Annotated in this window: 24 protein-coding genes and 1 pseudogene; 11 read left to right on the forward strand and 14 right to left on the reverse strand. The window is 64.2% G+C overall.

Annotated features, from left to right (window positions below):
* Positions 1-89: 89 nt before the first annotated feature.
* A complete protein-coding gene (locus tag IVB13_RS23550; protein ID WP_018456056.1) occupies positions 90-386 on the reverse strand; it encodes a membrane protein in 297 nt (98 codons plus the stop codon).
* Positions 387-388: 2 nt separating this feature from the next.
* Complete coding sequence (locus IVB13_RS23555; RefSeq protein ID WP_247490730.1) at positions 389-1,783, reverse strand: OmpA family protein; 1,395 nt, start codon at positions 1,781-1,783, stop codon at positions 389-391.
* A gap of 164 nt (positions 1,784-1,947) precedes the next feature.
* Between IVB13_RS23555 and IVB13_RS23560 the strand changes: the two genes are divergently transcribed.
* Together IVB13_RS23560 and IVB13_RS23565 are read left to right on the forward strand one after the other, a co-directional pair.
* The gene (locus IVB13_RS23560; protein WP_018456054.1) at positions 1,948-3,006 is read left to right on the forward strand and encodes a polysaccharide deacetylase family protein; all 1,059 of its coding nucleotides are present in this window, start codon (positions 1,948-1,950) and stop codon (positions 3,004-3,006) included.
* Positions 3,007-3,130: 124 nt separating this feature from the next.
* On the forward strand, positions 3,131-3,931 hold the full coding sequence (locus IVB13_RS23565) for an SDR family oxidoreductase (RefSeq protein ID WP_018456053.1): 801 nt from the start codon (positions 3,131-3,133) through the stop codon (positions 3,929-3,931).
* A gap of 110 nt (positions 3,932-4,041) precedes the next feature.
* Here the strand turns inward: IVB13_RS23565 and boxB are convergent, their stop codons facing one another.
* The 4 genes from boxB to IVB13_RS23585 form a co-directional block, all read right to left on the reverse strand.
* Positions 4,042-5,478 (reverse strand): benzoyl-CoA 2,3-epoxidase subunit BoxB, encoded by a 1,437-nt coding sequence (gene boxB, locus IVB13_RS23570; RefSeq protein ID WP_026233075.1) that lies wholly within the window; start codon positions 5,476-5,478, stop codon positions 4,042-4,044.
* Positions 5,479-5,601: 123 nt separating this feature from the next.
* Positions 5,602-7,290, reverse strand: coding sequence for a 2,3-epoxybenzoyl-CoA dihydrolase (gene boxC / locus IVB13_RS23575; protein WP_247295966.1), 1,689 nt, complete (start codon positions 7,288-7,290; stop codon positions 5,602-5,604).
* Positions 7,291-7,362: 72 nt separating this feature from the next.
* The gene (locus IVB13_RS23580) at positions 7,363-8,184 is read right to left on the reverse strand and encodes an alpha/beta hydrolase (protein ID WP_018456050.1); all 822 of its coding nucleotides are present in this window, start codon (positions 8,182-8,184) and stop codon (positions 7,363-7,365) included.
* Positions 8,185-8,236: 52 nt separating this feature from the next.
* The gene (locus IVB13_RS23585; protein ID WP_247295964.1) at positions 8,237-9,778 is read right to left on the reverse strand and encodes a benzoate-CoA ligase family protein; all 1,542 of its coding nucleotides are present in this window, start codon (positions 9,776-9,778) and stop codon (positions 8,237-8,239) included.
* A 140-nt stretch (positions 9,779-9,918) separates the two neighbouring features.
* Between IVB13_RS23585 and IVB13_RS23590 the strand changes: the two are divergent.
* Both IVB13_RS23590 and IVB13_RS23595 read left to right on the forward strand, forming a co-directional pair.
* Positions 9,919-10,839: pseudogene (locus IVB13_RS23590) on the forward strand (helix-turn-helix transcriptional regulator); the annotation flags it as partial.
* A gap of 12 nt (positions 10,840-10,851) precedes the next feature.
* The gene (locus IVB13_RS23595) at positions 10,852-11,244 is read left to right on the forward strand and encodes a group II truncated hemoglobin (RefSeq protein WP_018456047.1); all 393 of its coding nucleotides are present in this window, start codon (positions 10,852-10,854) and stop codon (positions 11,242-11,244) included.
* A 90-nt stretch (positions 11,245-11,334) separates the two neighbouring features.
* On the opposite strand, the gene IVB13_RS23600 is transcribed toward IVB13_RS23595, so the two are convergent.
* Complete coding sequence (locus IVB13_RS23600) at positions 11,335-12,120, reverse strand: IclR family transcriptional regulator C-terminal domain-containing protein (protein ID WP_018456046.1); 786 nt, start codon at positions 12,118-12,120, stop codon at positions 11,335-11,337.
* A 112-nt stretch (positions 12,121-12,232) separates the two neighbouring features.
* Between IVB13_RS23600 and IVB13_RS23605 the strand changes: the two genes are divergently transcribed.
* The 3 genes from IVB13_RS23605 to IVB13_RS23615 all read left to right on the forward strand — a co-directional run bounded on the left by IVB13_RS23605 (position 12,233) and on the right by IVB13_RS23615 (position 15,880).
* On the forward strand, positions 12,233-13,591 hold the full coding sequence (locus tag IVB13_RS23605) for an aromatic ring-hydroxylating dioxygenase subunit alpha (RefSeq protein ID WP_204513152.1): 1,359 nt from the start codon (positions 12,233-12,235) through the stop codon (positions 13,589-13,591).
* 193 nt (positions 13,592-13,784) lie between these two features.
* A complete protein-coding gene (locus IVB13_RS23610) occupies positions 13,785-15,221 on the forward strand; it encodes a glutamine synthetase family protein (RefSeq protein WP_026233074.1) in 1,437 nt (478 codons plus the stop codon).
* A 293-nt stretch (positions 15,222-15,514) separates the two neighbouring features.
* Positions 15,515-15,880: a hypothetical protein gene (locus tag IVB13_RS23615; protein ID WP_039799580.1), complete on the forward strand. Its 366-nt coding sequence runs from the start codon at positions 15,515-15,517 to the stop codon at positions 15,878-15,880.
* Between the two features lie 166 nt (positions 15,881-16,046).
* Here the strand turns inward: IVB13_RS23615 and IVB13_RS23620 are convergent, their stop codons facing one another.
* The 7 genes from IVB13_RS23620 to IVB13_RS23650 form a co-directional block, all read right to left on the reverse strand.
* Positions 16,047-16,760, reverse strand: coding sequence for an ABC transporter ATP-binding protein (locus IVB13_RS23620; RefSeq protein WP_018456043.1), 714 nt, complete (start codon positions 16,758-16,760; stop codon positions 16,047-16,049).
* Positions 16,753-17,520 (reverse strand): ABC transporter ATP-binding protein, encoded by a 768-nt coding sequence (locus tag IVB13_RS23625; RefSeq protein WP_018456042.1) that lies wholly within the window; start codon positions 17,518-17,520, stop codon positions 16,753-16,755. The genes IVB13_RS23620 and IVB13_RS23625 overlap by 8 nt, the downstream gene beginning before the upstream one ends.
* Positions 17,513-18,457: a branched-chain amino acid ABC transporter permease gene (locus tag IVB13_RS23630; protein WP_018456041.1), complete on the reverse strand. Its 945-nt coding sequence runs from the start codon at positions 18,455-18,457 to the stop codon at positions 17,513-17,515. The genes IVB13_RS23625 and IVB13_RS23630 overlap by 8 nt, the downstream gene beginning before the upstream one ends.
* The gene (locus IVB13_RS23635) at positions 18,454-19,371 is read right to left on the reverse strand and encodes a branched-chain amino acid ABC transporter permease (RefSeq protein WP_007615745.1); all 918 of its coding nucleotides are present in this window, start codon (positions 19,369-19,371) and stop codon (positions 18,454-18,456) included. Before IVB13_RS23635 ends, IVB13_RS23630 begins: the two co-directional genes overlap by 4 nt.
* A gap of 309 nt (positions 19,372-19,680) precedes the next feature.
* Positions 19,681-19,899: a hypothetical protein gene (locus IVB13_RS23640; RefSeq protein ID WP_026233073.1), complete on the reverse strand. Its 219-nt coding sequence runs from the start codon at positions 19,897-19,899 to the stop codon at positions 19,681-19,683.
* 1 nt (position 19,900) lies between these two features.
* Positions 19,901-20,560: an acyl-homoserine-lactone synthase gene (locus tag IVB13_RS23645; protein WP_018456038.1), complete on the reverse strand. Its 660-nt coding sequence runs from the start codon at positions 20,558-20,560 to the stop codon at positions 19,901-19,903.
* 83 nt (positions 20,561-20,643) lie between these two features.
* A complete protein-coding gene (locus IVB13_RS23650; RefSeq protein WP_018456037.1) occupies positions 20,644-21,372 on the reverse strand; it encodes a LuxR family transcriptional regulator in 729 nt (242 codons plus the stop codon).
* Between the two features lie 167 nt (positions 21,373-21,539).
* Between IVB13_RS23650 and IVB13_RS23655 the strand changes: the two genes are divergently transcribed.
* From IVB13_RS23655 to IVB13_RS23670, 4 genes are all read left to right on the forward strand, one after another.
* On the forward strand, positions 21,540-21,716 hold the full coding sequence (locus IVB13_RS23655) for a hypothetical protein (RefSeq protein WP_018456036.1): 177 nt from the start codon (positions 21,540-21,542) through the stop codon (positions 21,714-21,716).
* Between the two features lie 332 nt (positions 21,717-22,048).
* A complete protein-coding gene (locus IVB13_RS23660; protein ID WP_018456035.1) occupies positions 22,049-22,987 on the forward strand; it encodes a LysR family transcriptional regulator in 939 nt (312 codons plus the stop codon).
* A 143-nt stretch (positions 22,988-23,130) separates the two neighbouring features.
* A complete protein-coding gene (locus tag IVB13_RS23665; protein ID WP_018456034.1) occupies positions 23,131-24,009 on the forward strand; it encodes a shikimate dehydrogenase in 879 nt (292 codons plus the stop codon).
* A 55-nt stretch (positions 24,010-24,064) separates the two neighbouring features.
* Positions 24,065-25,195, forward strand: coding sequence for an ABC transporter substrate-binding protein (locus IVB13_RS23670; protein ID WP_018456033.1), 1,131 nt, complete (start codon positions 24,065-24,067; stop codon positions 25,193-25,195).
* Positions 25,196-25,280: the final 85 nt, after the last annotated feature.

Consider the following 25,280-nt stretch of genomic DNA (forward strand, 5'->3'; position numbering starts at 1 on the left):
CAAGCGCGCTTTGTCGCCCTGGAAATCTGATGGCAGCGCAAGTTGATGAGCGCGATAGCGGGCGCGCGTTTGCCTCTCAGCTCAGCCGCTCAGGCCGGTGGCATGCTGCGCGCGACCACACGGTCGCGCAGCCAGGCGCCGATGCCGCCGCCGACGAGGTAGCAGGCGAACATGACCAGGCCGAGGTCGAGCCAGTAGCCGAAGCGACCGGGGACCACATGCGCGAACGAGGCCGCGACCAGGCCGGCAACAAGCACGGCGAGCCAGCGCGCGGTCACCTTCGAGGTGCCGTTGCCGCGTTGGACCACCGAGATCCAGCCCATGCAGAAGCCGAGCAGCAGCGAGCCGATCAGCCAGCCCAGATGGAACGAGACGAGATAGGGCATCGTCACCTCACCAGAAATTCGATGCGGCGGTTCTGCGCCTTGGCGTCTTCGCTGTCATTGCCGGCGACGGGCTGCGTGCTGCCGTAGCCGACCGCGGTGAACCGGTTGCCAGGCAAGCCGGCCTTGACCAGGTAGTCGATCACCGCCTTCGCGCGCTTCTCCGACAGTGCCTGGTTGAAGGAATCCTCGCCGTCGGCATCGGTATGCCCGGCGACCTCGATATTGGTGGTGGGACATCGCAATGCCGTCTCGATCAGATGATCAAGAATGCCGGCGGAATCCGGATCGATCTCGGCGCGCTTCGCCCCGAAGCGAATCTTGGCCTTGGCCAAGAGCTCGGAGAACAATTGCTGGCACACGGTGCCGTCGACCGGCCCGGCCGCGGGTTTCACCGTGATTTCCGGCTTGTACTGCCAGTTTTTCGGAAAATCCTTGCCGAGGCCTGTGCGGATGTCGTTGGCGGCACCTTCATAGAGCGCATCGCCCGACAGCTTCACCTCGCGGTCGGACACGACGAGCGTGCCGGTCGACAGTCGCGACAGCGCGCCGAGCGCTGCGACCACGGCGGGGCTGAAGGAGCCGGGCGCGCCGACGCTGGCCTTGAGATTGTCGACAACCTTTTCGTTGAAGAATTTCCGCGACGCGCTGGTGGCGATGGCCGCGTGGACATTGTTGTCGGGAACATAGCCGGTCAGCGTCACCGTCGCGGCCACCGGATCCTTGTAAGCCTGGAACACGTAAGGCGGCGCCTTGACATCGTTGGCGGCGATCGAAAAGCCCTCGGGCAGGTTTTTAAGGGCCGCTGCGACCGCTTCGCGGCCGCCGAGATCGCGCGCCATCCCTGACAGAGTGACTTTGGTGTCTGTGATCGTGATCTTGCCGTCCTTGAGCTTGCCGATCTGGTCGAGCAGCAGCATCGCAGCCGCCTCGAACCGCGGCGGTGCGCCGCGGGCCAAACCCATCTGATCGGCCACCTCGGTGCCGCCGACCTCCTTGCGGGCCGCCTCGGTCAGGCGGCCCTTCATCGACGGCAGGGGCGCGGAGCCTGACAGCGTCACCCGCACCACGTCGCGCTCGGCGTTCCAGACGAAGGGCTTTGCCTCGGGCACGAGGCGGGTCCGGTCGTCGACCAGGCGCACGCCGGGGACGGTCTCGACCGCCACAACAGCGTCGCGGCGCCCCTCCTCAGAAAACGCGTCCGCAGCCAGGCTGACGTCGCGGCCATCCACCGCGATCCGGGTCTTGTCCAGAACGGTATCCTTTAGCGCCGCCGAGCTGCGGGCGGAAAGGTCCGCCTCGACCGGCAAAGTGTTATTCCAGGCCGCAAATCCCCACATGACGGCCAAGGGGATCAGCCCCGGCCACCATTTGCTGGCCCACCTGAAAAGCTTGTGCATTCGACGACCCGAACTCTGGAACCGGAGACAAAACAAACCCTTGGCAGGCTGTCAAACCGGAAATGACGCCCTTCCGAAGGCCGGGCCTGGACAATTGGAATAACTTTTTCTTCAAGGGTTCTTCCGTAAGTTGAAAGCGGAATGCCAAAGTCCGCCAGCGGGTCATGAAACAACTCCGTAACAACGTCATCCGCGCCGGGCTGGAAGCACTCTATTTCAGCGGCGCCCACCACCTGTTGCGTCCGCTTTTGTCGGGCGTCGGCGCCATATTCATGCTGCATCACGTGCGGCCGGCCCGCGGCGCGGCGTTCCAGCCGAACCGGCATCTCGAAGTCACCCCCGAATTCCTGCGTGCCACACTGCGCCACCTGCGCGCGCGCGAGATCGACATCGTCAGCATGGACGAGCTGCACGAGCGGCTGGTGCGGCGCCGGTTCGACCGCCGCTTCGCCGCCTTCACGCTCGACGATGGCTATCGCGACAATCTCGATTTTGCGCTGCCGGTTCTGCGCGAATTTGACGCGCCCTTGGCGGTCTATGTCGCCAGCGATTTCGCGGAGGGGACGGGCCGGCTGTGGTGGGAGGCGCTGGAGGCCGTGATCGCCAAGACCGAGCAGATCGAGGTGACGATCGGCAATGCCGCGCTGCGGCTCGATGCGACGACGCCAGCCGCCAAGCAGGTGGCGTTCGATCGCCTGCACGACTGGTTGCGCGCACTGCCCGGCGAGCACGATCTCAAGCGCGAGATCGAGGCGCTCTGCACGAAGTACGGCGTCGACATGGCCGCGCTGTGCCGCAGCCTCTGCCTGTCCTGGGACGAGGTGAAGACATTTGCCGCCGATCCCCTGGTCACGATCGGCGCGCATTCCGTCAGCCATTGCAATCTCGCCAAGCAAAGCGAAGCGATCGCCACGCAGGAGATGGCCGTGAGCCGCGCGCGGATCGAGCAGGCGCTCGGCCGCAACGTTCAACATCTGGCCTATCCCTATGGCGATCGCGAGGCGGCGGGCGAGCGTGAATTCGTGCTCGCTGCATCCGCCGGCTTCAAGACCGCGGTGACGACGCGGCCCGGCATGCTGTTCGCCGAAGACGCCGGCCGCATGACGGCGCTGCCACGGGTCTCGCTCAACGGCAATTACCAGGACACGCGGATTCTGCCGGTGCTGACCTCGGGCGCCGCGACCGCGATGTGGAACGGCTTCCGCAGGATCGCGGCGGCTTAATCTCTCCGTCTTGGCTGCCCGAACTCGGACGTCGCATGGCGAAAGCCAGGACGACGATGCGGCACTTTCCTTGACTCCCCTCCCTACCCCGCTCAAAACGTCGCCAAACACCAAGGGAGGCACCATGTTCAACGATCTGTTCTCGCTCAAAGGCCGCGTCGCGCTGGTGACCGGTGGTTCGCGCGGCATCGGCAAGATGATCGCGGCGGGATTTCTCAGCGCGGGAGCCGCGAAGGTCTACATCACCGCGCGCAAGGCAGGACCTTGCGAGGCCACCGCGAGAGAGCTGTCAGGCCGATATGACGGTGAGTGCATCGCGCTGCCGATCGACATCTCGACCGTCGACGGCTGCGACAGGCTCGCTCGCGAAATCATCAAGCTGGAGCCGAAGCTCAACATCCTCGTCAACAATGCAGGGGCTGCCTGGGGCGCGGAGTTCGACGAATTCCCCGAAAGCGGCTGGGACAAGGTGATGGACCTCAACGTCAAGTCGCTGTTCTTCCTGACCAAGGCGCTGGCCAAGCCGCTGCGCGCGGCGGCTTCGCATGAGCGGCCCGCCAAGGTCATCAACATCGCCTCGGTTGACGGCATTTTCGTCAATCCCGGCGAGACCTACTCCTATGCCGCGAGCAAGGCCGCGGTGATCCATTTGACGCGGCGCATGGCGACGAAACTGATCAAGGACAACGTCAACGTCACCGCGATCGCGCCCGGCGCGTTCAAGTCCGACATGAACCGGGCTGCGCGCGACCATTCGGACGAGGTCGCCAAGCGCATTCCGGCGCGGCGGATCGGAACCGACGAGGACATGGCCGGCGTGGCGATCTATCTCGCCTCGCGCGCGGGTGACTACGTGGTCGGCAACACCATCGCGGTGGATGGCGGCGTGGTGTACGCGAACGCGGGGCTGGAGATCGCGGGGTAGGCGGGGGCGCGTCAGCACGACGCCCTCACCTCACACTCCGGTGTAGTCCCGGCCTTCGCCGGGACGACAGGTGAGTATGTAGCGCGGCCGTCGCGCCTCGCTGGCGGCCCTTACGACTCGATCCTCACATATTCGAAATCGCCGGGCTTGTTGTCGATGCCGACTTTCGGCGGTGAGATCCAGGAGGCGAACTGGCCGGTCTCGGTGACGGGCTGCATCAGCGAGGTGATGAAGTCGCCGTCCGCGGTCGAGGGCAGCCATTCGTCCTTGCGCTTCGCCCAGGTGGCATCGTCGATCAAAATGCCGTCGGGCGTCGCGTGGATGCCCTTGAACTCGCCGATATGGCGGTGGAAGGCGACGTTGGGCAGCTTGAGCTGAAACTGGTAGCCCGCGGTCGAGATCACCTTGTTCCAGCGCAGCATGCCCTTGACGCAATCCTGGCTGTAATCGTCGCGCAGGCGCATGTTGAGCGCGGTCAGCGCCGGCTCGTCGACGAGCTTGATCTCACCGTCGATGAACTTCAGCACCGGATAGGTGGCGTTCTTGAGCTGATGATCGTCGTCGATCTGGGTCTCGTGATAGCGACCCTTGATGCCGGTGTTGAAGGCGTTCGCCGCGTTGGTCGAGACTTCCGAGCCAAACAGATCGAGCGACAGCGTATAGTGCAGGTTCAGCTTCTTCTGAATGGTCGGCAGGTCGATCACGCCGAGCGCGCGGACCTTCGCGATGTCGGTGGGATCGGTGATGCCGGCTTCGCGCATCGCATCGCAGGTGCGCTGCACGACGCGGGTGATGCCGGTCTCGCCGACGAACATGTGGTGCGCTTCTTCCGTCAGCATGAAGCGGCAGGTGCGCGACAGGGGATCGAAGCCGGACTGCGCAAGCGAGTGCAGCTGCATCTTGCCGTCGCGGTCGGTGAAGTAGGTGAACATGAAGAAGGACAGCCAGTCCGGCGTCGCCTCGTTGAAGGCGCCCAGCATGCGCGGCGAGTCGGCGTCGCCCGAGCGGCGGCGCAACAAATCGTCGGCCTCTTCACGTCCGTCGCGACCAAAGTACTTTTGCAGCAGGTACACCATCGCCCAGAGGTGACGGCCTTCCTCGACATTGACCTGGAACAGATTGCGCATGTCGTACAGCGAGGGCGCGGTCTTGCCGAGATGGCGCTGCTGCTCGACGGAGGCGGGCTCGGTGTCGCCCTGGATCACGATCAGACGGCGCAGCATGGCGCGATACTCGCCCGGGACTTCCTGCCAGGCCGGCTCGCCAAAATGCTCGCCGAACGGCACGACGCGGTTCTCTTCCTGGGGAGCAAGGAGAATGCCCCAGCGATACTCGGGCATCCGCACATAGTCGAACTTGGCCCAGCCGCGCGGATCGACCGAATAGGCGGTGCGCAAGTACACCAGCGATTCCTGGAAGCCTTCCGGCCCCATGTCTTTCCACCAGTCCATGTAGCCGGGATGCCAGCCTTCCAGCGCCTTGAGCACCTGGCGGTCTTCGGCCAAATTGACGTTGTTCGGAATCTTGGTCGAGTAGTCGACGTTCATGATGTTCATGGAAGACCTCCCGTGTGGGACTAGTTCATTAAATCGCGGGCATCGAATTGTGGGATCGCGAATAGCGAGGCGAATGACGTCTCTATTCGCTATTCGCCACTCTCCATTCGCGCTCTACACTCGCGTCATATCGAATTTCGGCTTCTGGCCGCTGCCGTAGCGGCGCAGCGCGCCTTCCTCGCCGACCGCGTTGGGGCGCTGGAAGATCCAGTTCTGCCACGCGGTGAGGCGCGAGAAGATCTTCGATTCCATCGTCTCGGGGCCGACGAAGCGCAGGTTGGCTTCCATGCCGGTGAGGCTGTCGGGCGAGAAGCTGGCGCGCTCCTCCAGGAACACGCGGACCTCGTCGTCCCAGTCGATGTCGTCGAGTGCGAAGGTGACGAGACCGAGCTCTTCGGCCTGCTCGGCGTCCAGCGCGGTGCCCGTCGTGGCTTCCGCGCGTTCCACATCGGACGGATCGGCCTGGAAGCGCGACTGAAGCCGCGTCAGGCCATGGCTCATCGGATACGGGCCAAAATTCATCGCTGACAGTTCGATCGACGGCGGCGGGCGGTTGTCGCCCTGGCGCGTGCCGATCAGCATGTAGGAACGGTCGGCGGCGAAGACGAGCTCGGCGAGCGTGCCGGCGAAGCAGGAGCCGGGCTCGACCAGCGTCACCAGCGTGCGCGAGGTGACGTCGATGCGCTTCAAGACACGCTTCCAGTAGTGCCTGATTTCGTTGACCAGCCAGTGCGCCTTGTTGGCTTCGAGGAAGGCGTCGCAGGCGAGCACATGGGCGCGGTCGCCGTGACTCTTGAACACCAGCATCGCGATCTCGAGCTCGTTGATACGCAGATGCAGGATGGCGTCGTCGAGTTCGCGCGCGACCTGGAGCGGCCAGAACGCGACACCCTGCGCCATCATCCCGTCGATATCGGCGGGCGGCGCGGCTTCAGGCGCCTTGATCGAGATCGTGGCGATGCGGGCGGCGCGGTCGACGTCGACGGTGACAAAGCCGTAGCGGATGCTCGTCTCATCGATGATGCGCTTGAGCGGCGTCAGCGCGATGCCCTTGCCGCTGCCCTTGCGCTTCGAGGCCTGGGCGAATTCCCTGGCGCGCTCGGCAACCTTGCCTTCGAGCTTGCTGTTCGGCGCGATCTCGTCGACCAGGCGCCATTGCACGGCGCGCTTGCCCTTCACGCCTTCTTCGATGGTGCAGAAGAAATCGGCGTGATCGCGGCGCACCTTGCGCTTGTCGACCACACGCGTGAGGCCGCCGGTGCCCGGCAGCACCGCCAGCAGCGGCACTTCGGGCAAGGCGACGGCGGACGCGCCGTCATCGGCAAGCATGATGTAGTCGGTGGCGAGCGCGAGCTCATAGCCGCCGCCGGCGGCCGAGCCGTTCACGACGGTGATAAAGCGCTGGCCGGAATTCTCCGACGAGTCTTCCATGCCGTTGCGGGTCTCGTTGGTGAACTTGCAGAAATTGACCTTGTGGGCATGCGTCGAGCCGGCGAGCATGCGGATGTTGGCGCCGGCGCAGAACACGCGGTTCTTGGCCGAGCGCATCACCACGACCTTCACCTCGGGGTGCTCGAAGCGCAGGCGCTGGACCGCGTCGGCAAGCTCGATGTCGACGCCGAGATCGTAGGAATTGAGCTTGAGCAGATAGCCCTCGAACAGGCCGCCATTCTCGTCGACGTCCATGGTCAGGGTGGCGACGTCACCGTCAACCGCGAGCTTCCAGTGCCGGTAGCGGGACGGCTCGGTCTGGAAATCGATGAATGTCGCGCCGCCTGCGAGGCGCCGATCTTCCTCGGCCATGGGCCACCCTTGAGTTCGTCTTGGTTTACCGTTAGATGCACAATAATGCATATTGTTGCGCGCGTCTAGACTTTAACGGCCCATACATGCATTTTGTTGCATGTCCTCTCCTAGGGCCGCTGCTGCAAATTGCTCAATCGCGTGAAGCGTCGCTCCCGGAGCTTCGCGATGCGGAGAATGCGCCGCGCCTGACATGACTTTCAAATCGACCGGGCAATAGCATTCGTGCTGCGCGATCTCGGCCTGACGCAGCGTCCCGTATTGGTCGTCCACGCCTTGAAGGATCAGGACGGGAACGCGGATATAAGCGAGATATTCCGAGATATCCCAGTCGCGGAATTTGGGATCGAGCCAGGCGGCGTTCCAGCCGTAGAAGGCGTTGTCGACGTCCGTGTGCCAGCGCGCGAGCTTTGCCTTCAGGTCGGTGGTCTCAAATGCCGTCTTGATGTCCGCAATCGACTTCACCGAGATGTCCTCGACGATGAAATGCGGCGCGATCAGTACGAGGCCGTTCAGGCGATGATCCTGATGCGCGCCGGCATAGATCGTCGCGATCGACGCGCCGTCGGAATGGCCGAGCAGCAGGCCACGCCTGAAGCCGATCGCGTCGAGGATCTTCGGCAGCACGTCGAGTGCCTCGCGCTGCATGTAGTCGAGCGGCCGCGGCAGCGCGACCTTGCTCGACTGGCCGTAGCCCGCGCGCGAATAGACGAAGATGCCGGCGGAGGTCGCCTCTCGCAGCTTCTCGGGGAAGTCACCCCAGAGCCCGACCGAGCCGAGGCCTTCATGCAGCATGACGATGGTCGGTGCATCGGCGGATTGCGGCGCCAGCCATTTGTATTCGAGGCTGGCGTCGCCGATGCTGAGGAAGCCGGTGGGGGCGAGGTTGGTCATGCTCTGTCGCTCTTCTCTCTCCGTCGTCAAGCCCGGCCATGACGACCTGTTGTCAATTCGCCCCGTCCCGCAGCTTGAACCGCTGGATCTTCCCCGTCGCCGTCTTCGGCAAGGAATCCACCACGTCGATCCAGCGCGGATATTTCCACGGGCCGATCTTCTGCTTGACGTGATCCTTAAGCATCTCCTGCAGGCCCGCCGTCGTCGCGCCGGGGCGCAGCACGACGAAGGCCTTGGGCTTCAGCAGACCTTCCGGATCGGCTTCGGGCACGACGGCAGCTTCCAGCACGGCGGGATGCGTGATCAGCGCGCTCTCGACCTCGAAGGGCGAGACCCAGATGCCAGAGACCTTGAACATGTCGTCGGCGCGGCCGCAGAAGGTATAGCGGCCCTCGGAATCCCTGACATATTTGTCGCCGGTGCGGGTCCACGGCCCCTCGAACGTGCGGCGGCTCTTGTGGCGCTGGTTCCAGTACCCCTCGCCGGCGGAGGGCGCATCGACCAGGAGCTCGCCGACCTCGCCGTCGGCGACATCCTGTCCGGCCTCGTTGACAAGCCGCACCGCATAGCCGGGCACCGGTTTGCCGGAGGAGCCGTATTTGATGTCGCCGGGCGCGTTCGACAGGAAGATGTGCAACAGCTCGGTCGAGCCGACGCCGTCGAGAATATCGACGCCGAAGCGCGCCCTCCAGCTGTTGCCGACGGACTCCGGGAGCGCCTCGCCGGCCGAGGTGCAGATGCGGAGCGACTTGCCGCCGCGCTCGCTCTTCATCGCTTCGTCGTTGAGCATCGCCGCGAACAGGGTCGGCACGCCGTAGAAGATCGAGGGATTGTAGCGGTTCATCAGGTCGAACATGCGTGCGGGCGTCGGCCGTTCGCTGTTGAGCACCACGCTGGCGCCGACCGACATCGGAAAGGTCAACGCATTGCCGAGGCCATATGCGAAGAACAGCTTTGCCGCGGAAAGACAAACGTCGTTCTCGCGAATGCCGAGCACCTGCTTCGCATAAGTGTCCGCGGTCGCCTGCATGTTCGAATGGATGTGCCGCACGCCCTTGGGCATGCCGGTCGAACCTGAGGAATACAGCCAGAATGCCGGTTCGTCGGAATGGGTGGCGGCGGTGGTGAACTGATCGCTCTCGTCCGCAATCTCCTCGGCGAGCTGCTTGTGGCCGTTCTGTTTGGCGCCGGAGACCACGACATGCTCCAGATCCGGCATGCGGCCGACGACGTCCTTGATGACGGGATAGAGCGCTTCCGAGACGAACAGCACGCGCGCGCGGCAATCGGCGAGGATGTAGGCGTATTGATCTGATGTCAGCAGCGTGTTGAGCGGCACCGGCACGATGCCGGCGCGGATCGCGCCCAGAAACACGATCGGGAAGTCGACCGTATCCAGCATGATCATGGCCACGCGCTCTTCGCGGCGGCCCCCGAGCCGGCGCAGCATGTTGGCGGCGCGCCGCGTTTCGCGCTGGAGCTCGCCATAGGTGAGGCGTGAGACGGTGTCGTCGAAGGCGAGCTTGTTGCCGCGTCCCTCCTCGACGTTCCGGTCGAGCAGCCAGGTCACCGCGTTATAGGATCCCTCGCTCACGGACTTCTCCCCTGAATTTAGAATTATAATTCATAGAAAGACACCGCCTCGGCTTGCTGTCAATGCCAGCAGGCACTATGTTTCATTAATACGCGCCGCAGGACCTCTTTAAAAGAAGACATCCGCTCAAGCAGGCCCATGATCCGCAGTCCATGACCGACAGTCCCGACGCCGAATCCCGATTTCTCGAACAGCTCGGCCAGCGCGTGCGCACCATGCGCGCGCTGCGCGGCATGTCGCGCAAGGTGCTCGCTAAGGTATCAGGAATATCGGAGCGCTACATCGCGCAGCTCGAAAGCGGCAAGGGCAACGTCTCCATCGTGCTGCTGCGCCGCGTCTCCGACGCGATGGGCGCGCATCTCGAAGACCTGCTTCCCTCGGCCGATCCGACCCCGGACTGGCAGATGTTTCGCGATCTCCTGCGCAAGGCGACGCCGGCGCAGGTCGCACAAGCAAAAGATCTGCTCGCAGGCGGCAGCGCCTCCGCGCCGCGGCGCGCGCCGTTCTGCGGCATCGCGCTAATCGGCCTGCGCGGCGCCGGCAAATCGACGCTTGGGCGGATGCTGGCGAAGAAGGTCGGCTGGAGCTTTGTCGAGCTCAACAAGGAGATCGAGCAGCAGAACGGGCTGTCGGTCGCCGAGATCATCGCGCTCTACGGCCAGGAAGGCTTTCGCCGCATGGAGCAGGCGGCGCTGCAGCAGCTGCTCGCGCGCAACGAGCTGATGGTGCTGGCGACCGGCGGCGGCATCGTCTCCGAACCTCTGACCTTCGACCAGATCCTGTCGTCGTTCTACACGATCTGGCTGAAGGCCGAGCCCGAGGAGCACATGGCCCGCGTCCGCCGCCAGGGCGATTTGCGCCCGATGGCCGACGACCGCTCCGCGATGGCGGAGCTGCGCAACATCCTCTTGAGCCGCGAGCCGCTATATGCGCGCGCGACGGCGGTGGTCGACACGGCGGGGCTGTCCGTCGATGCCGCCGCGGCGCGCCTGGTTGATGCGGTCCGGCCGGTGCTGCAGAACGAAGCGCGCAGCTTCGGGCTGCGCAGCGTCGCGCTGTAGGTCCGAACTCCCATGACCGAGAGCGACGTCGCAATCGCCATGTTCGAGCGGATCGGCGGCAGCGCCACGATCGATCGACTGGTCGATCGCTTCTACGACCGGATGGATACGCTGCCGGAGGCGAAGATCATCCGCGCGATGCATGCGGACGACCTCGGCCTGATCAGGGATGTGCTGAAGCGCTATCTCACCGAATGGACCGGCGGCCCGAAACTCTATTCGGTCGAGAAGGGCCACCCGCGGCTGCGCCAGCGCCACATCGGCTTTGCCATCGGCGATGCCGAGCGCGACGCGTGGATGCTCTGCATGCGCGGTGCGCTGGAGGAGACGGTTGTGGACGCCGCAGCGCGGCAGGACCTCGACAAGGCGTTGTCCGGCCTCGCCGACTGGATGCGCAACCGCTAGTGATTTTTGCACGGGCGCGTAGCCCGGATGAGCGAAGCGACATCCGGGTCTTCACGATGACTTTCCCGGGTATCGCTTCGCTCACCCGGGCTACAAGAGTTGCGACCGCAACGCCTCCGCGCCCTCACGCAACAGCGGCAAAAATCGCTCGATCAATTCCTGCGCCGGCACGCGATCGACGTGCGCGCCCATGTTAATGGCGGCGACGATCACGCCGTCGTAGCGGCGGACGGGGACCGAGATCGAGCGGAAATGCGGCTCGGCCTCGCGGTCCACCAGCGAATAGCCCTGCGCGCGATCGGCGACGGTGCGCGCGAGCAGCACCTTGGGATCGGTTACCGTCTGCGGCGTCAGCGCTTCGCGCTTCGTCGCCGTCAGGCGCGCAGCAAGCTCGGCATCGTCGAGTTGACCGAGCATGGCGCGGCCGACCGAAGTGCAGAAGGCCGGAAGCCGGTAGCCGATTTCCAATCCGCCCGAGAACATCCGCGCCGGACTGCTGCGCGCGATGAACACGACCTCATCGCCGTCGAGCACCGCGAGCGAGGAGATTTCGTTGGCCGCTGTCGCGACGCGGTCGAGCACCGGTTGCAGGACCGTGACGAGTTGGCTCGACCGCAGATACGACGCGGCGAGTGTCAGCACATGTGGCGTCAGCGAGAACAGCTTCCCGTCGCCACTGACGAAGCCGCCGCGCTGGAGCGTGAACAGCATGCGCCGCGCGGTGGCGCGGGGAAGCTCAGCGGCACGGGCGAGATCGCTCAGCGTCATCGGGCCGGCCGTGATGCCGAAGCATTGCAGCAGGCGCAGCCCGCGATCGAGGCTCTCGACGAAATCCGTCGCGCGTTCGTCGCTCTCGCTTCGCTTCAGCTTGGGCATGGTGTCGGGTCATTCGTGCAAAATAGTGCTTGCTGCCGCGTCAAGGCATGCCATAATTCGCCCATTAGTTCAATAGGCGAACAAACGCCATTCCATAAAGGATGCACTCGCCATGATGAGCCAGGAGCAGAACGACCTGATCACCCGCACCGGTGCGAAGGACCCCTGCGGGAAGCTGATGCGAAGCTACTGGCAGCCGGCGGCGCTGGTGGACGAGCTCGACGGCGATCGACCGATCCGTCCCGTCAGATTGCTCGGCGAAAGCCTGGTGCTGTTCCGCGACGAGACGGGGCGTTACGGCCTGATCGATCGCCACTGTGCGCATCGCGGCGCCGATCTCGCCTTCGGACGGCTCGAGCATGGCGGCCTGCGTTGCGCCTTCCATGGCTGGCTGTTCGACGCCACCGGGCAATGCATCGAGACGCCGGCGGAGCCGAAGGACTCAAAGCTCTGCCAGAACATCCGTCAGCGCTCTTACCCTGTGGTGGAGAAGAGCGGCATCCTCTGGGCTTATCTCGGCGAGGGCGAGCCGCCGGCATTTCCCGAGCTCGACTGCTTCGTCGCGCCCGGCACGCACACCTTCGCGTTCAAAGGCCACATGGCCTGCAACTGGCTCCAGGCGCTCGAAGTCGGCATCGACCCCGCGCACGCCTCCTATCTGCATCGCTTTTTCGAGGACGAGGACACCTCGACGGCCTACGGCAAGCAGTTCCGCGGCACATCGGCAGGCAGCGACTTGCCGATGACGAAGATTTTGCGCGAATACGACCGCCCGATCATCAATGTCGAGCACACCGAATACGGCCTGCGGCTGATCGCGCTGCGCGAGATCGACGAGGAGCGCACCCATGTGCGCGTCACCAACCAGCTCTTTCCGCACGGCTTCGTCATCCCCATGAGCACGGAGATGACGATCACACAGTGGCACGTGCCGGTCGACGACGAGAACTGCTACTGGTACGCGATCTTCACCAGTTATTCGAACCCCGTGGACAAGCAGAAGATGCGCGACCAGCGGCTCGAGCTCTATGAGCTGCCGGATTACAAATCGCGCAAGAACGGGACGAACGATTACGGCTTCGATCCGCACGAGCAGCAGACGGCGACCTATACCGGCATGGGCACCGACATCAACGTCCACGACCAGTGGGCGGTGGAATCGATGGGCGCGATCCAGGACCGCACCCGGGAGCACCTCGGCACGAGCGACAAGGCGATCGTGCAGTACCGGCGCCTGCTGCGGCAGGAGATCGAGAAGGTCGCAGGCGGCGAGAAGCCGATGCTGCATCTCGACGAGGCCACCGCACGTTCGATCCAGGGTCCGGCGACCATGGACGGCATCGGGCCGACCCGAGGCTGGGAGATCTACTGGATGGAAGTCGACGTCAAGCGCCGCCGCAGCGCGCCGTGGACGGCGCCGGTGCCGAAGGAGATCGCGGACAACGTGCATCGCCTGACGGCGGCGGAGTGATAATGCAGTTCGCCGCTAGCGAGGCGAGACGGCGGCTCCACATTCTCCGCTGTCATGCTCCGCGAAAGCGGGGCATCCAGTACGTCGCGGCCTCTCGTGAACACACGGACGTCTCTGGAATACTGGATCGTCCGCCTTCGCGGACGATGACAGTGTGCGCTATACTCTCGCCGAGCAAGAAGGAACTGCCAAAGTGACTTTCGTCGCGCGTCATGCGCTGTGGTCGGATGAGCAGAAGGACGCCGCATTGCGCGTGCGGCGCATCGTCGACGAGAAGAATCTCGAGGTCATCCGCCTCGCCTTCCCGGACCAGCACGGCATTTTGCGCGGCAAGACCATCGTCGCCTCCGAGGCGATCGCCTCGCTGGAGAGCGGCTGCTCCATCACCACCACCATGCTCGCCAAGGACACCTCGCACCGCACGGTGTTTCCGGTGTTCACGTCAGGCGGCGGCTTCGGCATGAAGGAGATGGAGGGCGCGGCCGACGTGCTGATGGTCGCCGATCCCACGACGTTTCGCGTTTTGCCATGGGCGCCAACCACGGGCTGGGTTCTCTGCGACCTCTATTTCAACGACGGCCGTCCCGTGCCGTTCGCGACGCGCGGGCTCTATCGCAAGGTGCTCGACGAGCTCGCAAGTCGCGGCCATGATTTCGTGGCAGGCCTCGAGGTCGAATTCCACATCTTCAAGCTCGACGATCCGCATATGCGCCCGGAGGATGCCGGCCAGCCCGGCACACCGCCTTCGGTGAGCCTGCTCAGCCACGGCTATCAATACCTCACCGAGCAGCGCTTCGACCAGATGGAGCCGGTGCTGGAGATCTTGCGGCGTGACATCGTCGCGCTCGGTCTGCCCTTGCGCTCGGTCGAGGTGGAGTTCGGGCCGAGCCAGTGCGAATTCACCTTCGCCCCGAAGAAAGGCATTGAGCCCGCGGACAACATGGTGCTGTTTCGCTCTGCCGTGAAGCAGATCGCGCACCGCCACGGCTATCACGCCACGTTCATGTGCCGGCCGAAGCTGCCGAACCTGTTCGCGAGCGGCTGGCATCTGCACCAATCGGTGGTCTCGCGCGCGAGCGGCGAGAACCAGTTCATGGCCAAAGACGGCGGCGAGCCGCTCAGCGCGTTCGCCCGCGCCTGGCTTGCGGGCCTGCTCGACCACGCCCGCGCGTCGACCGTGTTCACCACCCCGACCATCAATGGCTACAAGCGCTACCGCTCCTATTCGCTGGCGCCGGACCGCGCGATCTGGGGCCGCGACAATCGCGGCGTGATGATCCGCGTGCTCGGCGACGCCGGCGACGCCGCCACGCGCCTGGAAAACCGCATCGGCGAGCCCGCCGCCAATCCCTATCTCTACATGGCCTCGCAGATCCTCTCCGGCCTCGACGGGGTCGACCGCAAGCTCGATCCCGGCCCGTCGGCCGACACGCCTTACGAAACCAAGGCGCCGCTGTTGCCGAAATCGCTGCGCGACGCGGTCAGCGCGCTGAAGGACGATCCGTTCTTCCGCGAAAAGCTCGGGCCTGAGTTCGTCGATTATTACACCCACATCAAGAATGCCGAGATCGACCGCTTCCTGTCCGAGGTGACCGACTGGGAGCACCGCGAATATTTCGAGGTGTTTTGAGCCAGACACGCCCTCACCTCCCCGTGAGGCGACTTCGTCCGCTCAGTTCCGACGACATTTCACCGCTCCCGACGAAGCCATTTTCCAAGGCCCACGAAAACCGCCGGAAAGACGGGCGATGTAGATTTGCTCCGTGATCAACAAAGGAGTTCGGTCATGTGGGGTCATCTGTTCAGTTTGATCTATCGCCTGTCCTGCCGCGCCACTCTGATTGAGATCGGGGCGGGTCGCTCGTCGCGATAGAGGCCCAGCGGATTTAGGTAAGAGCGATTGACTAGCGAACGGAGGGTGTCATGCGAAAGCTGATCCTGATCGCGGCAATGTCGCTGCTGGCAAGCCAGGCCTATGCCGGCGGACCACGGAGCCTTAGCCTTGCGGCGACAAATGCGAGCCAGCAGACCGCCGAGCCGGGAACGACAGCAGCCACGCCGCCACAAGCTCCGGCGGCAGCACCCACGAATGTCCAGACGGCGACCACGGCCGCAGCTTCAACGTCTCCGGCAGCGACTGCGACGACAACCGCGATCGCTCCGGCCGCAACTCAGTCCAGTGCCGCGCCGATTGCCAGCACAAGAGAAATGACCAAGCCGAAACGTCGCCAGCCATCCACCGAGGCCCGCGTGATTCGCGAACTGCATCGGCACGGGATTTACTGGTGATTGCCAATGTCGTCCTGGCGAAAGCCAGGACCCATTACCCCAGGGAAAAGTTGTCGCACGCGGCTGCTAACCGCCAATCTTCGCCAAACTGAATTCGGTGGCTATGGGTCCTGGCTTTCGCCAGGACGATAACGTATGAGCGGCGCCCAGCATCGCGCCCTCACCCTCAAATCCCTAGATATTTGTGCTGCAGATCCGGCTCAGCCAACAGCTCGTCCGAGGTGCCGCTCCATACCGTCTTGCCGCGCTCGATGATGGTGTGGCGGTCGCAGATGCGGGCGAGGTGGTCGACGTTCTTGTCGACGACCAGGATCGACTGTCCCCGGCTCTTGAGCAGCGACAGGCAGCTCCAGATCTCTTCGCGGATCAGAGGCGCCAGGCCTTCGGTCGCTTCATCCAGGATGAGCAGCTTCGGGTTGGTCATCAGCGCGCGGCCGATGGCGAGCATCTGCTGCTCGCCGCCGGAGAGCTGGTTGCCCATATTGGAAGCGCGCTCGGCCAGGCGAGGAAACATCACGTAGATCGCCGCCAGCGTCCAGGGATTGCTGCTGCCGAAACGATCGGCCGCTGCCGCGACAAGGTTTTCGCGCACGGTGAGGTTCGGGAAGATCTGCCGCCCCTCGGGGACGAGGCCGACACCGAGTTGCGCGATCCTGTAGGACGGCTGCGTCCGCACTTCCGAGCCCGCAAAGCGGATGCTGCCGGCGCGCGCCGGCGTCAGGCCCATGATGGATCGGATGGTCGTGGTTTTGCCCATGCCGTTGCGACCCATCAGCGAGACCATCTCGCCTGATTTGACCGACAGGGACAAGCCGAACAGCACCTGGGACAGGCCGTAGCAGGTCTCGATGCCGTCGACCTCGAGCAGCGTGTCATCCATGGTGCGTCACCACATGGGCCTCGCCGAGATAGGCGCGCTTGACGTCCTCGTTCGCCCGAATCGCGGCCGGATCGCCGGAGGCGATGACGCGGCCATAGACCAGCACGGAGATGCGGTCGGCGAGCGCAAACACCGCCGGCATGTCGTGTTCGACCAGGACGATCGAGACCTCCTTGCGCAGCTCCTGGAGCAGCTGCACCATGCGCTGGGATTCGGTGACGCCGAGTCCCGCCATCGGCTCGTCGAGCAGCAAAAGTTTCGGCTTGCTTGCCAGCGCAACCGCCAGCTCGATCTGGCGACGCTCGCCATGGCTGAGCCTGGACACCAGGACATCGGCACGATGGACGAGACCGACGCGATCGAGCGCGGCATGTGCGGCATCGCGCAGGCCCTTCTCCTTGCGTGCATCGGCGAAGAAGCGGAACGAGGTGCCGGCATGCGCTTGCGCCGCGAGCGCGACATTGTCGGCGGCGGTGAAATCGAGCAGCAGCGAGGTGATCTGGAAAGAACGTGCCAGGCCCAGCGCGCAGCGGCGATAGGCCGGCAGATAGGTGATGTCGCGCCCCGCCAGCGAGACGCTGCCGGAATGCGGCTCCAGATGCCCTGTGAGCTGGCTGATCAGCGTGGTCTTGCCGGCGCCGTTCGGGCCGATGATGGCGTGCAGCTCGCCTGCCGCAACGTCGAGCGAGACGTTGTCCGTCGCAATGATGCCGCCGAAGCGGCGCACCAGCCTGTCGACGCGGAGCAGCGGCTCAGCCACGATTGAGCCTCCCGAGCAGGCCCATGATGCCGCCGCGGCCGAACAGCACGATCAGCAGCAGCAGCGGACCCATGATCAGCGCCCAGTATTCGGTGAGCTGCGACAAGAACTCTTCCAGCAACAAATACACCACCGCGCCGATGACCGGACCGAACAGCGTGCCCATGCCCCCGAGGATCACCATCACCATGAGGTCGCCGGAACGGGTCCAGTACATCGCGGCCGGGCTGACGAAATCGGTGTTGTTGGCGAGCAGCGCGCCGGCGAGGCCGCACATCATGCCCGAGATGACGAAGCAGACCAGCTGGTAGCGTTTCGAGGGAAAGCCGATCGCCTGCATGCGCTGCTCGTTGGAGCGCAGGCCCTGCAGGACGAGGCCAAAGCGCGAATTGACGATGCGCCAGATCAGGAAGACCACGCCGAACAGGCAGGCGAGGCAGAGATAATAGAATTGCGTGCGGTTCGACAGATTAATCAGCCCGGAGAAGTCGCTGCGCTTGTAGACGGTGAGGCCGTCATCGCCGCCATAACGCGCCAGCCCCGAGGCGACGTAATAGGCCATCTGCGCGAACGCCAGCGTGATCATGATGAAATAGACGCCGCGGGTGCGCAAAGACAGCGCGCCGATCACCAACGCATAAAGCGCGGAGGCCGCAAGCGCGACCGGAAACTGGATGAAGCCCGAGCCCACGCCTTCCTGCGCCAGCATGCCGACCGCATAGCCGCCGATGCCGAGATAGGCGGCGTGGCCAAAACTCATCATGCCGCCAAAACCCATGATGAGGTTGAGGCTCGCGGCCGCCAGGGCCAGGATGACGATGCGGGTGAGCAGCGTCAGGATGAAGATGTTGCCGGATGCTTGCGAATAGAGCGGCAGCAGCACGAGACCCGTCAGCAGCAGGACCGTGACGACCTTGCTCACAGTGAAAGCCTTCATCGGCGGTTGGCCGGAAACAGCCCCTCCGGACGCACCACCAGCACGATAGCCATCAGCAGATAGATCAGCATGGAGGACAGCGCGGGCGCGGCGGTGGAGGCCGCGGCGCCGCTCAGCACCTGCCGCAGCAGATTGGGCAGGAAGGCGCGGCCGAGGGTGTCGATCATGCCGACGAAGATCGCGGCCAGGAACGCGCCGCGGATCGAACCGATACCGCCGATCACGATGATGACGAAGGCGAGGATCAGAATGTTCTCGCCCATGCCGATCTGCACGGTGAGGATCGGCGCCTGCATCAAGCCGGCAAGGCCCGCGAGCGCGGCACCGAGACCGAACACCAGGGTGTAGAGCAGCTTGATGTTGATGCCGAGCGCACCGATCATCTCGCGATTGGAGGCGCCGGCCCGGATCAGCATGCCGATGCGGGTGCGCATCACGCCGAGATAGAGCAGCAGCGCAACCAGCAGCGCCACGACGATGATGGCGAGGCGATAAGCGGGATAGTGAATGCCCGGCAGGATCGGCACCGGCACGGTGAGCCAGGCCGGCAGCGGCAGCGCAAGGCCGGCCGGCCCCCAGATCAGCCGCACGGCCTCGTTGAAGAACAGGATCAGGCCGAAGGTCGCGAGCACGTGGTCAAGATGGTCTCGTCCGTAGAGATGCCGCAGCGCGGTCATCTCGAGCACGATGCCGAGCACGAGCGTCGCGCCGAGCGCCAATAGCGCACCGAGCAGGAAGCTGCCGGTCCAGGCTGCGAAGGTCGCGGCGAAATAGGCGCCCATCATGTACAGCGAGCCGTGCGCGAGGTTGACGAGATCCATGATCCCGAACACCAGCGTCAGGCCGGCGGCGAGCAGGAACAGCAGCAGGCCAAACTGCAATCCGTTCAAGAACTGTTCGACGACGAGCAGCATCAAAACTCTTTCAGGCGCACGCAGGTTCGCGCCGATGTTCGAACACGGTCGCCATCAGTGAAAGAGCTCCCCCTGCCTGGACAAGGCGGAAAAATGGGTAATGGCAGTATCGTTCCGAGGCAAGAGCGATTCGACACCCAACATGCACTTTGTTGCATGCCGATGCATCCGATCGGTCCTGGCCCTGCAATCGGTCTTGCAAGAAGACTGCCGCGCAGGATGGGTCAACCTGCCGCACCCAAACGGATCACCCTCCCTCCGTTGCGGGAGAGAGGGTGTGAATTCGTCGCAACGTGTGGATGGAGACGCCTAGTGCGACGTCATCTGCCGGCGAAGGTCATCCGGCTCGGCAAGCACGCTGTTGGCCGTCGAGGCCTCCAGCGCCGCCATCCGGAACAGATAGGCGAGCGTCGCCAATCCGGTGTCTTCCGCCATCTGCGCGAGTTCGAGCGCCATGTCGGACATGTAGCCCAGATTTTCGTCCTTGATCTGCGCCATGATCTGGCTGTCCCGCATCATGTTCGACATCTCAGGCGCTCTTTCGTTGCGCGGCAGCGAGGCCGCAGAGGTTGGCAAGGGCGATGCAATTGATACGCGGACCGTCCTGTTGGACGATGGAAGGCACGCCGATGCGATCATGCAGGGCATCGAGCGTCTCGCGGAGAATGTCGATCGTCGCCGCCATGGTCCATGCGTTCTCCACCAGTGCCGGCAGACCGAGCGGGGTCACGACGAAGCCGGCCTCATGAAAGCGCGGCAACCACCAGGTTTCCATGATCGCGCTGACCTGCGCGATCCCCTGACCGAGGCAGAACTCCTGCACGGCCGCCATCAGTTGCAGGTTGAGCGCGCCGTCGCGGCGATCGCGCACGACGAAGTAGCGCGACCATTCCCAGACCAGAGGATCCACCGGGTAGCCGCGCACCGCTGCCAGATGGGGAAAGACCTCGCTCATCATCGAAGGCTTGGTGGTCGGGTAGAGCCGGTGACCGCCGATGACGCGGCGTCCCTCCAGCGCAAGCAGATAAACGGTGTCCTCGTCGTCATAGGAATCGATTTCGCGGCAATCCGGCCTGCGCAGCGTCTCCCAGCGCCGCTCTTCGACGAAGATGTCGTGCCGCAGCCGAAAATGCTGATCGAGTACATCTTCGTAAAGGTGGCGATTTACTGCAGAAATGGCGTGAATCATGAAAACCCCCATTCATCCTCAATGGAGGGCACCCTCTGCGAAAAGAGGATGGTTCGGTATTGGGAAATTTCCCAGTACGTCGCTTAGGGATTGATGATCTTGTTGCGAATCGCCAGTGCTACCGCATGCGTACGGTTGACGGCTCCGAGCTTGCGCCCGGCGGTTGCAAGATGCTCTTCGGCGGTGCGCTGCGTGATGTGCAGGATCTCGCCGATTTCCCAGGCCGATTTGCCCTGCGAGGCCCAGGCGATCACCTCGCGCTCGCGCGGGGTGAGGCGTGCCGAGGGATACGGCGCTGGATCGAGCAGACGGCGAATGTGGTCGAAGCCATACATCGCCATCAGGTGCAGTGCCGGCTTGCTGCGGGGATTGAGGTCGAGATGGACGCCCCCGAGCGACACCGCGGCCTCGTAGCCGGTGAGTCCGTGGATCGGCACAATGAAGCCGCGCGTCATGCGAAAATCGGTGGCGCGGTTCATCACCTCGGCCGCGTTCGGCTCGAGCTCCGCATCATAGGGTGCTTCCGACCATTCGAACGGGTTGACTGACTGGCGGCACAACCGCACCACCGGGTCGAAACGGTCGTAGTTATTTTCGGTGTAGAGACCAAACCAGCCCGCGGGCCAGCGCTTGGCGAGCACCATCTGTGCAAACTGTTGGTCGGGATTGGGCAACCCCGTCACGATGATAGTTTCAAAACCGAAGCGACCAAAGGCCGATTCGAGCGCATTCATGGCGTCGGGCACCTTGCGATAGGCCCCAAGCCCCTCGATGAAGTCGAGCGCTTCCCGGCCATAATCCACGGCGGACATCGGTGCGTTTCCTGACCCTCGCTGTGCGATATAGCACGTCTTGGGGCACTGCCTCAATTCACGGATTCCGTAGTTTCCCGGTATCCCATTGACCCCGAAGGCTTAATCTACTTGTGGAAGAAGGGACGTCAAGATACACCTACAATGTCTGAAGCGGGGAAACCACGATGGAAGACGAGGACATCGCCCTCAACAGCGTGCTCGGCCTGGAACTCAACCGCGTATTTTTCGCCGTCCGCGAAACGGCAAACAAGCAGAAGATCATCGAGTTCGCACGCGGGGTGCTGCAAAGCGAGCGCAGCAAGCCGGCAGAGAGCGCCACGCCGGACGGACCGGCGAGCTAGCACGCAATTGCTGTGAGCGCACGAACGGTCCGTTCGGCGCCATGCCTTCCTCTGATCTGAACCGAACAACCGAACGCGAATGTTTCCTTCCTTCTCCCCTTGTGGGAGAAGTGGCATAGGCGGCCTTCGGCCGCCGTTCTTAAAACAAAACGCCGACGCTTCGCATCGGCTATGGCGCCGGATGAGGGGTTGTTTCCACGCGTTCAAATGCGCGAGGCTCGTGCGGGGAGAGAACCCCTCACCCGCCTCGCGCTATCGCGGCGATCCGCCCTCTCCCACAAGGGAAGAGGGAAAGGCAGCGCCGACCACGATTACCTTCGGATGCCCAGGACATGATGACGCTGCGCCAGGTTGAAGTGATCCGTGCCGTGATGGTGACGGGCACGATCGGCGGCGCGGCGAAGCTGCTGAACGTTTCGGCGCCGGGCATCAGCCGCCTGGTGAAATATACCGAGCGCTCGCTCGGCATCCGCTTCTTCCAGCGCCAGAACGGCCGCTATTTCCCGACGCCGGAAGCCGAGAACATCTTCGAGCAGATCAACGGCGTCTACAAGAAGGTCGACGACCTCTCCGAGATCATCTCCAAGATCGGGCGCGGCGGATTGTCGGAATTGCGCATCGGCTCGGTGCCGAGCATTTCGCAAGTCATGGTGCCGCGCGCGATCGAGCGGGTCCGGCGGCGCTATCCGGATTTGGGCATCGACATCAACATCCTCAAGCTCGAGGAAGCCATCGACTATCTCATGCTCGGCCGCGGCGAGTGCGTGGCGATGAGCTATCGCCTGGAGCATTCCGGGCTCGACTTCATGCCGCTCGCCTCGGGCGAGCTCTATTGCATCGTGCCGCCGGGCCACGAGCTCGCCGGCCGCAAGCAGGTCTCCGCCGCCGAGATCACGCGCTATCCGCTGATCGGCATCGATCCCAATGATCCCTACGGGCGGATCATGGCCGAGATCTTCGCGCGCCACCGCCTCGAGTACAACATCACCATCCGCGCCCGCTTCGGCACCACGGTCTGCGCGCTGGTGAAGGCGGGGCTCGGCATCGCCATCATCGACCAGTTCACGGTGGCCCATGGGGGCTATCCCGGCATCGAGCTGATCAAGATCACCGAGCCGACGCGATTCGACACCTATATCGCGGTGAAGCGCGGCGCGCCGCTGTCGCTTCATGTCGAGTATTTCATCGAGTCCCTGCGCGCGGAGATGCGCGCGGTCGAGCCGTCGCGGGGCAAAGGCAGGGCCGCGCCGCCACGGGCGCGGAAGAGATAACATTATGTTAGGTTTGCAGCACAAAAGGGTAATTGTGTTAGGCCGAGGAAAGGCTATCGTTCCTGGGGGAAGCCCCTTGGAATTGGGCGGATCTCCCCGCTAAAGGCCGGGATCAAACGCTCCCAACGAGACGATAGCGAACCATGTCAAAGCGCGGACCCGCCGCACCCAAAAAGCTCCTGACCGGCCTGATCGGCGCACCCATCGCGCATTCTGCCTCCCCTGCCATGCATGAGCGCGCCGCGGAGGGGCTTGGGCTGCGCGGCCATTACCAGCTCATCGAGGTCGCCGGCGCCGACGCGGGCGGGCTCCGCATGATGCTCGAGGGCGTGCGGCGGCTCGGCTTTGCCGGCGTCAACGTCACTTTTCCCTACAAGGAGGCGGTGGTCCCGCTGCTCGATGAACTGGCACCGGGTGCCGCCGCCATGGGGGCGGTCAACACCGTCGTCGTCAGGAACGGCCGGCTGATCGGCCACAACACCGACACGACGGGCTTTGCGCGCGCCGTCGCGCCGCTGCTGGCGGCCTCTGGAAACGCAGTCGCCGTGATCGGCACCGGCGGCGTCGGCAAGGCGATCGCGTTTGCCCTGGCGAGCCTTGACGTGACCGACATCCGTATCTTCGACAGCGAGCCGGCACGCGCCGAAAAACTCGCCGCGCTGCTCGACAAACAGGGTGGCGCCAGGGTCGCCGCAAGCGTCGAGGCCGCGCTCGACGGCGCAACGGGCCTCGTCAACGGCACGCCGGTCGGCATGCTGCCGAACCGGGAAACGCCGGTCGCGCCGACGCTGCTACGTCAAAACCTGTGGGTCGCCGACGCCGTCTATTCGCCGCTGATCACGCCGCTGCTGGCGGCTGCCCAAGCCAAGGGCGCGCGGATCATGACCGGACGGGAGCTTGCGATCTACCAGGCCGCCGACGCTTTCGAACTGTTCACTGGCCTTGCCCCATCCACCGAGATCATGGGAGAGGCATTCGACGAGGTGATGGCGGCACGAAGCTCGGCCTATCACGCAGCGTAACCGAAACGGCCGGACACAAGGCCGCGGACACCATCACGAAACAGGAGGAGAAACCATGAAATCGACTTTGCTGGCGGGCGCCCTGCTTGCCTTCGCGACTGCAACCAGCGTGCACGCCCAGGCGATCAAGCTCGCCGACGTCGCCGAGCTTTCCGGGGGCGGCGCCACCGTCGGCACCAACTGGAAGAACGGCATCGACCTCGCGATCGAGGAGATCAACGCCAAGGGCGGCGTGCTCGGCCGCAAGCTCGAAGTCACTCATGCGGATTCGCAATCCAACCCGGGCGTCGCGCGCGCGCAGGTGCAGAAGGCGCTCGACGCCGAGCCCTATGTGCTGCTCGGACCCGGCTATTCCGGCTCGGTGAAGGTGACCGCGCCGCTGGCGGCCGAAGCCGGCATCGCGCAGATCATGGGTGGCGAAGCCGCCGAGCTGACGCAAGGCGGAAACAAATTCCTGTTCCGCACCTCGTTCGGCCAGCAATCCTCGATGCCGAAGGTCGCCAAATACATTCACGACGACATGAAGGCGAAGTCGGTCGCCGTGGTCTGGGTCAACAATGACTTTGGCCGCGGCGGCCGCGATGTCGTCGTCAAGGAGCTCGACCGTCTCGGCTCCAAGGTCGTCGCCGATCTCTCCACCGAGGCGGGCCAGGCCGATTTCGCCGCCGACGTCGGCAAGATCAAGGCCGCCAATCCCGACGCCGTATTCGTCTATTTGAACGAGGAAGAGAGCGCACGCATCCTCAAGGAGCTGAAGCGCCAGGGCGTCACCGCACCGCTGATGGGCGAGACCACGCTGATCGGCCAGAAGGTGATCGAGCTTGCGGGCGATGCCGCCAACGGCGCGCGCGGCCATGTCGGTCTCACCACCGACGCGCCGGTCGACCTGATCAAGGCGTTTCGCGACAAGTTCGCGAAGAAGTACAATTACGTGCCCGACCATAACGGGCTGAAAGGCTATCTCGCGGTCTACATGGTGAAGGCCACCACCGACAAGATGGGCAAGGTCGATTCCAAGGCGTTCGCCGACACCCTGCATGGCCTGACCATCAAGGCCGCCGACGAGCCGGGCATCTTGATGGACGTCACCTTCAGCGAGACCGGCGACATCGACCGCCAGAGCTTTCTGGTCGAGGTGGTCGAAGGCAAGCAAGTCGTGAAGCAGGTGCTGCCGAAGGTGAAGTGAGGTCTTGCCCTTCTGCCTCGCCCCGCCCTTCGCGGGGAGAGGGAGAAGGACGAGCGAGGAGAGCGGGGAGACAGAGCGCGAGCGC

Origin of the sequence: Bradyrhizobium sp. 17 (assembly GCF_023073515.1) — a bacterium.
In the GTDB taxonomy this organism is placed as follows: Bacteria; Pseudomonadota; Alphaproteobacteria; order Rhizobiales; family Xanthobacteraceae; genus Bradyrhizobium; species Bradyrhizobium canariense_D.